This is a genomic window from Paenibacillus sp. BK033 (assembly GCF_004345425.1).
GTDB lineage: Bacteria > Bacillota > Bacilli > Paenibacillales > Paenibacillaceae > Pristimantibacillus.
This window is the reverse complement of the sequence record NZ_SLVP01000006.1, coordinates 197093-209488: the sequence shown is the minus strand read 5'-3', so window position 1 is coordinate 209488 and position 12396 is coordinate 197093. Positions and strand designations below refer to the sequence as shown.

General features: G+C 52.9%; 7 protein-coding genes. 1 reads left to right on the top strand and 6 read right to left on the bottom strand.

Annotated features, from left to right (window positions below; genetic code table 11):
- The first annotated feature begins 28 nt into the window (after positions 1-28).
- A complete protein-coding gene (locus EV294_RS20450; protein WP_243711730.1) occupies positions 29-2953 on the top strand; it encodes an S-layer homology domain-containing protein in 2925 nt (974 codons plus the stop codon).
- Between the two features lie 56 nt (positions 2954-3009).
- On the opposite strand, the gene EV294_RS20445 is transcribed toward EV294_RS20450, so the two are convergent.
- The 6 genes from EV294_RS20445 to EV294_RS20420 form a co-directional block, all read right to left on the bottom strand.
- Complete coding sequence (locus tag EV294_RS20445) at positions 3010-5283, bottom strand: glycoside hydrolase family 3 protein (protein ID WP_132310130.1); 2274 nt, start codon at positions 5281-5283, stop codon at positions 3010-3012.
- Between the two features lie 82 nt (positions 5284-5365).
- Positions 5366-6931, bottom strand: a complete 1566-nt coding sequence (locus EV294_RS20440; RefSeq protein ID WP_132310128.1) for an ABC transporter substrate-binding protein — start codon at positions 6929-6931, stop codon at positions 5366-5368.
- 117 nt (positions 6932-7048) lie between these two features.
- Positions 7049-7939, bottom strand: a complete 891-nt coding sequence (locus EV294_RS20435; RefSeq protein WP_132310126.1) for a carbohydrate ABC transporter permease — start codon at positions 7937-7939, stop codon at positions 7049-7051.
- A gap of 15 nt (positions 7940-7954) precedes the next feature.
- Positions 7955-8896, bottom strand: a complete 942-nt coding sequence (locus tag EV294_RS20430) for an ABC transporter permease (RefSeq protein ID WP_132310367.1) — start codon at positions 8894-8896, stop codon at positions 7955-7957.
- Positions 8897-9058: 162 nt separating this feature from the next.
- Positions 9059-10648 (bottom strand): response regulator transcription factor, encoded by a 1590-nt coding sequence (locus EV294_RS20425; RefSeq protein ID WP_132310124.1) that lies wholly within the window; start codon positions 10646-10648, stop codon positions 9059-9061.
- 5 nt (positions 10649-10653) lie between these two features.
- Positions 10654-12396: a sensor histidine kinase gene (locus EV294_RS20420; protein WP_207918172.1), complete on the bottom strand. Its 1743-nt coding sequence runs from the start codon at positions 12394-12396 to the stop codon at positions 10654-10656.

The window sequence follows — 12396 nt, the reverse complement described above, 5'->3', positions numbered from 1 at the left end:
ATTTGCAGACTGGTGGTGTAATAACGCTTTGAAATTTAATAAGCAAGCTCGAATCGTATTCCCTATGGTTCTCTCGGCAAGTATCCTGTCTACCGGCCTTGCAGTCCCCGTTTCTAAAGCTGCGGCTGCTGATACAATCGCCGCGCAAGAGCAGGGTCAATGGTTAACCGGCGAGTTCCATGCCCATACGATTGAATCCGACGATGCCCAAAGCTCGCTCGAATCGGTGCTTGATCACGGCCTGACAACCTACGGCCTTGATTTTATGATGCTGGCGGATCATTTGCGCTCCTCCAAACGGGACGATACGGGCGCCGACATTCCCGGCGGTCCTATTCCGTTATCGAAAGGACTGCTCGAATACCAGGTTCCCAAAATAAAGGCATTGCAGGAAGCTGGCAAATACGCCGGCAAGACAATATTCTCCGGCTTCGAATGGGATATCCCTTCGCACGAGCATGGTTCCGTTGGCATTCTTACGGATGAACCCGGCTCCGAAGCAGCGCTGAAAGCCGCGAACCAATTCGAATACCTGTTCACCAACCGCGACGCAAGCTGGTTTAATCCGGCTGATGTTCTGCAGTGGGAAGCTGCGGACGACCGGGCGTACAGCACGCATGCGGACAGCCTGGCCGCGATTAATTGGCTCAAACGCAATTACCCGGAAACCAGCTACATGATCGTCAACCACCCTTCCCGGGGCGTAGGCAAATACAAGATTTCGGACTTCCGCGACTTTAACAATACCGCACCGGACATCGCGTTTGGCTTCGAGGGTATGCTCGGCAACCAAATGGAGCCGGACCGCGGCGGGTACAACTCCGCGTACGATCCCGCTAATCCAACGGCTAACGACAACTACAAGAACCGTTCCTACGGCGGCGTCGATTACATGGTAGCGAAGGTTGGCGGCGTATGGGACTCCCTGCTTGGCGAAGGTCGCAAGTTCTGGAATTACGCGAATTCGGATTACCATTTCAAAACCATCGATACCAATTCGAGCGGCTACTGGCCGGGCGAATACGCTAAAAACTATATTTGGAGCGAAGGAAAGTCCACGCAGGATATTCTGAACGGCATGCGCTCGGGCAAATCGTTCTCCGTTTTTGGCGACCTGATCAACGCCTTGGACTTCCGCCTTGCGGACGGCGGCGCCGACGCCGAAATGGGCGGAACGCTGCAGGCCGCCGAAGGGGACAAGCTTACGCTTACGATCAAGTTCAAGAGCCCTGAGGCCAATAACTACGAGAATCCGATCAACAGCGGACAATCCGGCGGCATGAAGCCGGCGGTTGATCATATCGACCTGATCGCAGGCGACGTTACCGGCCCGGCGGAGAAGGGAACTCCTGCCTACGACAAGGATACGAATGATTCGACCCGCGTCGTTGCCACTTTCAACAGCGAGGACTGGACAACGGACGCAAACGGCTACAACGTCATCACTTACGACCTGCCGAAAGCAAGCAAGGATCAGTATTTCCGCCTTAGAGGCACGAATCTCGGCATGAACGTTCCGGGCGAGACGCTGGACGGCAATCCGCTTATCGATCCAAAAACAACAACCGCCGATGCCGCGGCCCGGTTCAACGAGATTAACAACCGCAATTATCAGGACCTGTGGTTCTACTCGAATCCAATCTTCTTGGATACGGCTGCATACACGGATGAGCAAGCCGTGCAAGCAACGCTCGACAAGCTGACGCTTGGTCATACGGATGCGGTTACGGAGAATATCACCCTCCCTTCCGAAGGAGAGCATGGTGCGGCAATTGACTGGGAAGAATCAACCGACCCGGCAAACGCGGTCACCATCGAGAATGGCATCGCCAAGGTGATCCGCCCTGCAGCGGGACAGCCTGACGCGCCGGTTACGCTTAAAGCAACCGCTTCGCGGGGCGATTCGTCGGGTTCCAAAACCTTTGCCGTTACGATTAAAGCAATGCCGTCAACTTCGACTCCGGGCGGCGGCGGAAACACAAGTTCACCGGGCAACCCGCCGGCAACATCCGTTTCCGTTACCATTGATCCGGCAAAAGGAGCGGAAGGCAGCTTGAAAGACGTGATCGCCTTCAAGATACCGGCAGGGGCAGTGCCGGCAAGCGGAACCATCGGCGCGCGGGTTCTCCCTTCGGGACAACAGCCTCCGCTTGGCAATCTGCAGCCGCTGAGCCCAATCGTAGAGATGACAAGCAGCGCCGGTACAACGTTCGGCAAGCCGGTTGAATTAACCTTTAACTACGCGATGAATTCGGCGGCACCAAACGGCCAGCCTGCCGTGTACTACTATAACGAAAAGCTGAAGAAATGGATTTTCCTCGGCGGCCAAGCAAATGGAACAACCATTACCGTCGACGTAAAGCATTTCACGAAATTCGGCGTGTTCGGCTACGCGCCTCAAGCCTTCCCGGATCTTAACGCATCGTGGGCCAAACCTTACGCCGACCGCTTGATCGGCATGGATGTGATTTCCGGTTACGAAGACGGAACGTTCCGTCCGGACCAGCCGGTCACTCGCGCAGAATGGGTAAAGCTGCTGGCAGACTCGCTTAGTCTGCCTGCCGCATCCGGTGCAACCCGCTTCGCCGATGACAGCCTGATTCCGTCCTGGGCCAAAGCGCAAGTGAAAGCAGCTACAGAAGCCGGCTATGTAACCGGCTTCGAGACGAAAGACGGCTCCGTCTTTAAATCAGCGCAGCGGATTACGCGCGCGGAAATCGCGGTAATCGCCGCGCGCGTTCTGAAGGCTGGCGGCAGCGCTCCGTCCGGTGCCGGCAAGACCTTCAACGATGCAGCGGTTATCCCGGCGTGGGCACTCGATGCCGTTAGTCAAACGACAGCCGCGGGTATCGTGAGCGGTTATCCGGATGGAAGCTTCCGCCCGGATGATACCCTGACGCGCGCCGAAGCGGTGAAAGTCGCTTACGCCTTGCTCGATGCCCTAAATATGTAATCAAAAAAACTCCCTTTCGGCTGCTATCTCGCAGCTTGAAGGGAGTTTTTTTACTGTTATGATCGCTGCCTGCCGTATTTCCGCGTACGGTCGTCTTCGATGACGCCTTGCCAGTTCATGCCGAAGCCGAAATCATACGCATGGCGCTCGGCATCGACGTGGCATACCATGTCATGAGGCACATCCTCGAACTGTTCTTCAACCGTTCTCATAATCGCCGGCAGCTGCAGCGGCAGCAGGCCGGATGGCTCCGCTTGACCGGACAGCAGCTCCAGCATCGCCTTGTCGCTGGAACCGAAGTGAACGAGAATCGCATCGACGGAAGCTTCGAACTCTTCCATAACCGTCGGATTGACGAGAAACAGCGTGACGATAACCGGCTTTTCTCCCATCCTGCGCTTCGTATCCAGCACCAGATCCAGATCGGACTCGTTATGCGTCGTTACGGTTTTGCCTTTGTACGAACGGTTTAACACATCCCGCTCTCTGGCATCCCCTGCTAGACTTGTCTCGCGAGCATGTTCCGCCGTATAAGGCCTGTATTGCAGGCTGATCGGCACATAGCCGTTGCCTCCGCCAGCCGCATCCTCCCGGCTGTAGCCCAATCCCGCTTTCGCTCCGCGAATCGCCACGATGGCAAAATCCGCATCGCCCGGATCCTCAACGATATCGAAAAACTGTTCGGCGAGTCCAAGATCGATTGGAGATTCATCGCGCTCCGGGATCGTAAATCCGATAAAATGCTTCTCCGGCGCCGTATAGCGGCTTGGAATATACACGCGGCTGCGTGGCTTAAGCGGCAGCACTCGATTTTTATTTTTCACCATGACCACCGATTTGAGCTGCGCTTCGTGGCCTGCGCTCACGAAAGGCTCGCTTGCGACAAGCCTCTCGCTTTGCTCCGCGTCGAGGTAAGGATTCTCGAACAAGCCAACGCGGAAAATGTTCTTCAGCAAGCGGACCGCCGATTTCTCGAAACGTTCCCGCATATCGGCCTCTCCGTGTTCGCGGACGCCCATCCGATACGCTTCCAGCACGGGCAGCGAATCATTGTTGCCGCCGAACTGGTCAACGCCGGCCATAAGCAGCTTGTAATGGCGTTCGGCGACGGAAAGTCCTTCCACGCCCCATGATTTCCCGCCAAACATGGATTCAATGGCTGTTCCCTCGTCGGCCGTAATGTTCCAGTCCGTGCAAACAACGCCGTCATAGCCGTATTTCTCGCGAAGCAGGCCGGTAATCAGATATTTATTGTACGAATTGCCTACGTTCTCGCCATATACGTCATCCCGTCCGTGCGAAATCGTATAATAAGGCATCACCGCGGAAGCTTCGCCGGTCTTGCCCTCCAGCTTGAAAGCACCGCTCACGAACGGCTCGAGATGCTCCTCGAAGTTATTGCCGGGATAGACGGCGTATTTGCCGAATCCGAAATGCGCGTCCCTTCCGCCTTCTCCCGAACCGCCGCCCGGCCAATGCTTCACCATCGCGTTGACGCTGCCCGGCCCCCAGCCGTCCGCAGATTCGGCATCCGATGTCTGGAACCCGTCCACATAGGCACGGGCCATATCCGTCGACAGAAGAGGATCCTCGCCAAACGTGCCGCTGAACCGGAACCAGCGCGGATCCGTCGCGATATCGATTTGCGGCGATAAGGCCGTCGCGATGCCAAGCGCGCGATATTCGCGGGAAGCGACTTCCCCGAACTGCCGGACGATGCCAGGGTCGAAGGTTGCGGCAAGTCCAAGCGTCTCCGGCCACTTCGAGATGCGGCTCCCGGCTCCGCCGGTAAATTCCGCGCCGATATCGATGCCATGGCGGGGATCCGAGCTGATGTTTACCGGGATGCCCAAGCTTTCGGCTTCCGCAAAAGCTTGCATCTGGTTGCTCCAAAGCGCGCCGTCCCTATTGCCGCTAATCGCCATGACGAGAACATGCCGTACGTAATCCCGCGCGAGAAAGGCTGCCTGCTGGTCGCTAAGCGTCCATGCCTTTACTCCGGCTTCCTCGAATGGCTTGCCGCCATAGGTTCCCGTAAAAAATCCGACGCTTGGGGAGGGCACGTTCTGATGGCTGCTGTACAGCATAAGTCCGGCAATCTGCTCAATCGTCATCCGGGAGGCGAGATCCCGCGCCCGTTCGTCCGCCGTCAGCCTCCAATCCTCGTAGGGATGCAATTGTCCGTCCTTGCTTAAATCCTTAAATTTAAGACCGTCCTGTTCGAGAATGCGAACGCCGGAAGCCGGGCAATACCCCAGCGTTGGACCGCCTTCGTTGGACACATATTGAATAGTTGCCGGTTCAAGCGTTGCAGCGATCGGATTCTTCATTCAAGGGACCTCCTAAAAAGAATTGTCACACAAGCGGCCCAATTATTGCCACTCATGATAATTCTTGCTTCGAAAGCATTAACTAATTACCGTTTGATGCAGCCCATGCATCCAGCTGCTTTTGCTTTTCCGCGATGATTTTATCGATACCCGCCGCTTTCAACTGGTCAATAAACTTCGGCAGCTGGGTCTCCGGGTCAACCGTACCCGTTTCAAGAGCGACCTTATATTGATTCGTAACGTTCGTTACGGCCGCAATTTCCGATTTCACGGCATCGGCATTAAAGATAAAGCCCATCGCTTTCGATTTCGTAGCGTTCTTGTTGAACTCCATCAAATCGTTCCACAGATTCGGACTATCTCCATTCCAGATGTAGGAGAGCGACTGATTGCCAAACATCCAGCCCAGTTGAAGGTTATAGCCGGAGTTGGTCGCATCGACGCCTTGAGGGAAATCGATCACGTTGTCCGATACTTTCGTGTAGTGCTTGCCTTCAATACCGTAGTCAAACAGATTAATGAGGTCCTTGTCCGTATACAGCAGATTAAGCAGCATCATAGCCCGCGAAGGATCCGCGGAGTTTCTTGCTACGCTCCACATAATGGAGGTGATATCGCTCGTCGTTGAAATAGCCGGTTTGAAGTGAACCGATACCATCTCTCTAGCCGTATTTCTGGACTCCTGCGTTTCAATTCCCGGCTTCATATGGGAAATCCACGAGAACGCTTTGCCCGCTTTCACCATGTTGTATTGCGTTTCCGTGCTTGTCGCCGCATCCTTCGCAATGTAGCCGGCCAAATACCATCTTCTTACCGTATTCAGCATTTCTTTATATTCCGGTGCCTCATACATGTCAACGAGCTTCAAGTTATTATCATTGCCGGGAAGGACGCCGAACCCGTCGCTTAAAGTATCAAACGCGCTTCGCACGTAAATGTCGATAATCGATTGGCCATACTTCACGGTCGGAACGATGTCCGGCTCATTCTCCTTAATCGTTTTGAAGATCGCATCCAAATCGTCAAGCGATTTGATCGAGGTTATGTCGATGTTATATTTGTCTACCAGATCCTTGCGCATCGTAATGCCGAAGTCCGCCGCCAAATCCCTGATGCTCGGAACGGCGTAAATTTTGCCGTCGATCTTCGTTGCGTTCAGGAAGCCGGGGTCCAGGTTGTCCAGCGCTTGCTTAATGCCGTTGCCTTCCTTCTCCAAATAATCGTTAAGCTCCAGAAACTGGCCTTTCGCTACATCCTGGCTGTACGTTCCGAGGCCGCTCAGAATCAAGTCCACCTGCTCTTTGCCCGACATCATTAGCGTCCTTTGCTGCGTCCAGGCTCCCCACCCGATCGGAACAAGCTTAACCGTGGCGTTGATTTTCTCTTTCGTAATCTTGTTGATCTCGTCGGAGACAAGCTGCATATCCTTGGGCTCTCCCGCAGCCGGAAAGACCATAACCAGCTTCACCGGCTTCAGCGCCTGGCTTCCGCCCCCATTCGAGCTGCTTGCTTCCGTGCCTGAACCGTTGCTTGCCGTGCCGCCATTTCCGCCACCCGAACCGTTGTTTCCTCCGCCGCTGCACGCGCCGAGTGCCGTAACGGACAAGGACAGCGCTAAAGCCAAACTTACGGAACGCATCTTTTTCATCCCAATGACCTCCCAAAAATATTGATCTGTAAGCGATTGCATAGATTAGGATAACGGAAAGCGGTAAACCGGGCTTTCACAATTCCGTCCGGCTGCTTTTCATTTTCCGACAGGCCGTTATCCTTTTACGGCTCCGACCGTCAGGCCTTTCGCAAAATATTTCTGGAAGAACGGATACGCAAGGAGCAGCGGAATAACTCCGATCACCGCCATCGCCATCCGCATCGAAGCGAGCGGTATTCTGGCTGCGAGGTCGCTCGTCTGGCTGCCTGCTTGGGTGGAAGATTGAAGGTATTGAATATCCAGCAAGATCCGGTTAAGCAGATTTTGCAAGCTGTAATACTTACTGTCCGTTAAATAAATGAGGCCGTTAAACCAGTCGTTCCAGTACAGAATGACATAGAAGAGGCCTACCGTAGCCAGCACCGGAGTCGAGAGCGGCAGCACGATCCGGTAGAAGATTTTCCATTCCTTCGCCCCGTCGATATAGGCGGATTCAATAATCGCCGTCGGGATGGAGGTCGCAAAGAAGGTGCGCATCAGAATAATGAAAAATCCGTTCATCAGCAAACCCGGGATTATGAGGGCGAGAAGCGTATTTTTGAAATCGAAGTAATTCGTGTACAGCAGATACGAAGGCACAAGCCCCCCGTTAAACAGCATCGTGAAAAAGACGTAGAAAGCGAGCGAATTGCGGAAAGGCATCTCGATGCGCGAGAGCGGGTACGCCACCATGGCGGTAAGCGACAAGCCGGCTGCCGTGCCAATAACCGTCGTAAGGATCGTAATGCCGTAGGCTCTGGCAATCTCGGAAGACGTATTCCATAAATATTGATAGGCCGAGAAGCTGATTTTATCCGGAAAAAAAGCATAACCGCTGCGGACAAGCTCCATATCGTCGGTCAAGGAGGAAGAAAACAGCAGCCAAATCGGCATCAAGCAGAACAGCGTAAATACGAGCATGACGAGGTTGATGAGCCATTGATAAACTCTAGCGGATGATTGCATATAACCTTCCCCTTTCTAGAACAAAGCGTTGTCCTTGTTGAATTTGCGCACGACCGCATTCGAAACGATGACGAGGATAAAGCCGACCAGAGCCTGATAGAGACCGGCTGCCGAGGACATTCCGATATCCCCCAGATTAATCAAAGCGCGGTAGACGTACGTATCAATCGTATTGGTTACCGGCATAAGCGAGCCTGTATTGAGCGGTACCTGGTAGAACAAGCCGAAGTCGGAGTAGAAGATCCGGCCGATGGCCAGCAGCGTCATGATCGTGATGACCGGCAGGACGAGAGGGAAAGTAATTCTAACCACCTGCTGCCACCGATTCGCTCCGTCGATCGTAGCCGCTTCGTAATATTCCTGGTCGATGCCGATGATTGCCGCCAAGTAAATAATGCACAAATTGCCGACGCCTTTCCATACGTTAACGATCGTCAGAATCCAAGGCCAATACTTCGTTTCGGAGTACCACGAGATCGGCTCCATGCCAAGCATGGGAAGCAGCGTTTTGTTCATAAAGCCATTCTCGACATCCAGGAAGCCAAGCACCAGGTAGCCGACGATAACCATGGAGATCAGATACGGCAGCAAGATAAGCGTCTGATACGTTCTGGATAGAAAACGCTTGCGAATCTCGTTAAGCATAATGGCGAGGGCAAACGCGATCGTTGTGTTCAGCACGATAAACACGATGTTGTACAGCAGCGTATTCCTAGTGATGACATAAGCATCTCTCGTCTTGAAGAGATATTCGAAATTTTTAAAGCCGATCCAATCGCTTCCCATGATTCCTTTCGCAAAGTTAATGTCTTTGAAAGCGATCACGATGCCAAACATCGGCAAATAGTTGTTAATGAACAGATACAGCAGACCCGGCAGCGCCATTAAAATGAGAGCCCGGTATTTCATAATCCTCTTCAGCTTCACGGCAAAGGCCGAACGCTTCTTCGTCCGCATTGAGACCTGCTCCACGGCAGCAATTCGAGTATTGGCATTCACGGACTTGACCACCTCTTTTTAGGATGATTGTTCTTCATAGCTTCATAGTAGCTTAAGGAATGCTGCCCGGGCTTCCAAGAATCCGTCATCCTGTTTTCGAGTTTCCGACATGGGGCAAGTCTACTTGCAGAGCTTCATCGCCGGCTGATTTTCCCTCCGATACTCCTGGGGCGTCATCGCTACTTCCTTCTTGAACAGCGTGGAGAAATACGAGAAATTGCAGAATCCTACCGCCAGGGCAACGTTGCTGACCGTTGTATCCGTTTTGGCCAGCAGCTCTTTGGCAAGCTTGATCCGCTCGGTCAAAATATAATCGGATACGGACAAGCCCGTCTCTTTCTTGAACAGCTTCACGATATAGTCAGGACTTAGCCCGACATAATCGGCAATATATTGCCTCGACAGCTCCTGATCGAGATTAAGAGCAATATACCGCTTGATCTTCTCGATAATCGTCTCGCGCGAGTCGACCTTGTTGATATGCTCAAGGGCAGCCTCAAGCATCCCTTTCACCCAGCTCTGCAGATCATTTACGCTGCGGATAGCGGCCAAAGACCGCGCTGGCGTCAAATGATCCGAGAAGATTTCGTCCGCGCGCATGCCATGCTGCTGCAGCGCATAAAACATCATCTGCAGAAAATTTTGATAGAAGCGCTGCAGCCCCTTTACCCCTAGGTTGTCGATCCGCTTCAAATTATCGAGATAATGCTGCGCCTCATCGATGACCTTCTTCATATTCCCCTGCTTGATCAGCTCCGACCAAACGGGGATCGGAGGCAGAGGAATCTGATGGCATTCGCATTCGTCTTTCAATTTCCCGTTATAGAAAATAACGCGGTCCACAATATTGACCTGATTTTTCTTGAAGGCCATTAACTGCTCGGCCATATTCCGAACTTCATGCATCGGAACGGGCTTACCGAAATAACAGGACAAATGGCACCCCAAATATTGATTGCAGCCTTTAATAAAATCGATGCAGCGGCCGTGAATTTCCTTCCGGAAGCGATCATGGTCCTCCGCCCTCTCACGCGGGAATACAATCATGAAATACTCCGGACTGATCCGGACGATTTGGGCATGGGGAGAGCGCAGCACGACAATCTCGTCCATGGCGTTGCGAAGCGCGTATTCCATCAGCTGCGCATCGCGGACGGATAACGGCTTCTCCCAATGCGAGATCGGAATCAAGACAGGCAGAAATTCCATCGAGCCGGTGTAAGACAGCTTCTGCTTCCGGATAACCTCCATCATTTTATCCCTGCTTGAAGGAATCGCCTGATTGAGCACATCCTGCCAGAACCGCTCCGCCTCTCTGCCGGCTGCTTCCCGTTCATCCCTGATTTTGTTAATGAGCCTTGTCATGACATGCATCAGCTCATCCGGAGGGACGGGCTTCAGCAAATATTCAAAGCTGCCAAGCTGCAGCGCTTTTTTGGCATACTGGAAATCGGCATGACAGGTGATAAAGATACATTCAACTTGCGGATAATGCTCCTTCACCCATTCGTAAAGCTCAAGCCCGCTGCCCTGCGGCATCTCGATATCGCAAATCATCATATCAAACGGCTGCTCCATGAATTTCTCCTTGGCCTGCCTGGCATTGCTTGCTATCGTTACGGAGGTAACCCTGACGCAATTCCAATTCACGCTCGCTTTAATGCCGTTCGCAATGATCGCTTCATCATCCACAATCAATAACCGGTACATAGCGCTTACCCCGTTTCCTTGTACAGTGGCAAAATCATATCGATAACGGCTCCCTGATCATTGGAGAACGTGATTTCCGCCTCCGAACGATACAACAGACGCAGTCTGCGCCGAACATTCCAGATGCCGATATGCTCTCCGCCCTCATTCGTCAGATTCATTCCTTCGCTCAGCTTCCTTAAGACGTCCTCGGAAAAGCCGTTACCCGAGTCCCGGAACCGGATATGCAGCTTTCCTGCCTCCGGCTTTTTCCCGATCGCGATTTCAATATGGGTCGGCGTATCGGTGTTAACCGCATGCTTGATGGTATTCTCGGCAAAGCTCTGAATAATCAAAGGCGGGATCACGCAGTCCAGCAAGCCTTCCTCGGCTGTAACGGTGTACGACAAGCTGCCGGGGAACCGGAAGCCTTGGATTTTCAGATAATGCTCGGTCAGGCTAAGCTCGTCCTGCAGCAAGGCGTAATCGGTCTGGCTGCGGAACATGAACCGGAAATAACGAATGAGCGACAAGGAAAGCTCCTGAATCAGGTCGTATTTTTTTTCCTGAGCCATATAGTAGACGACGTTCAGGCTGTTCAAGAAGAAATGCGGGTTGATTTGCAGCTGAAGCTGTTTAAGCTCCGCGCGCTGACTGTTTAATTGCTCCTCGTAAACATCGATCTTTAATTGCTGGAGCTCGCCCACCATGCTGTTGAAGGTTGCATTCATAAGCTCGAATTCATTGGAGGTTGGCCGGTCGGGTATTCTTGCCTCCAGATAGCCTTCCTTGATCTTGCGCATTGCGGTAATAATCCGGCGGATGGGCAGCAGAACCACTCTGCGAAGGAAGTAGATCGACGCAAGCAAGATGAGAACGGAGCCCGTGGCCATTAACCAAATAACGCGCTGCAAGTAAGGCAGCCGCTCCAGGATCGTATCATCCGGAACTACAGCCGCCAGGCCAAAGTCCCCCAGGCTTGAACTTTTCCCGATGACGAGATATTGCTGTTTGTTTCCGGTTAGACGATAGTCGTCCGACTGAAAGGCCAAGTCGATTCCATGTCCGTTAATGAAGTCCTTGTCCTGAACGGCGGCATGGTCTCCATCCACAAGCAGCGCCCTTCCCTCGTCTCCCAGGTCGAGAAGATCAAGAGGGCCCATGACCTCGGAAGCGTTCACTCCGGCCCCGATGTACAAACCGCCGATTTTTTGAATGCGGAGAAGATAATCCTGCTGCTGCATGGGAAGCACTGCCCATCGGTCGTAAGAAAAGCCGGCGTTCTTCGAAGCCTGGGTTTCGCGCATTAATCCGATGATCGCCTTTTGAATCGGTTCGTTACCCGAATCGGCAGACCCCGCAACCTTCGGAGCAAACAGCAAATCATCGTTCACCGGCGAATACACGAAAAAGTAGTCGAGCCCTTTGTAATAAATCGTGTTGTCTCTCAATTTGCTGAACAGCCAGATCCGCTCCAAATTGTAACCGTCGGCATCCGCTTTGGAGGAGCTCTCGAGAAGAATCAGTCCCGATTCCTCGGCGGCGAATTTTAACAGGTACTGGTCGATATCGTTCAGCTTGTTGTCGATGATGCCCATGTACAGATTGAGCAAATTGCTGTTTGACTGCGCAACCTGATTGCGGACAACATCCATCGAATAGAAATTGTTATAAATCAGAAAGGAAACCATCGGGGCAATAATAAGGAAGATTCCGGCTATCAGCTTAATGTGCAGCGAATTAAACACGGTCCGGTTGAACGGTTTCAA

Coding starts and splice junctions, on each gene's coding strand:
- EV294_RS20445 (WP_132310130.1), bottom strand. CDS start 5,283: ATGAAGAATCCGATCGCTGCAACGCTTGAACCGGCAACTATTCAATAT.
- EV294_RS20440 (WP_132310128.1), bottom strand. CDS start 6,931: ATGAAAAAGATGCGTTCCGTAAGTTTGGCTTTAGCGCTGTCCTTGTCC.
- EV294_RS20435 (WP_132310126.1), bottom strand. CDS start 7,939: ATGCAATCATCCGCTAGAGTTTATCAATGGCTCATCAACCTCGTCATG.
- EV294_RS20430 (WP_132310367.1), bottom strand. CDS start 8,896: ATGCGGACGAAGAAGCGTTCGGCCTTTGCCGTGAAGCTGAAGAGGATT.
- EV294_RS20425 (WP_132310124.1), bottom strand. CDS start 10,648: ATGTACCGGTTATTGATTGTGGATGATGAAGCGATCATTGCGAACGGC.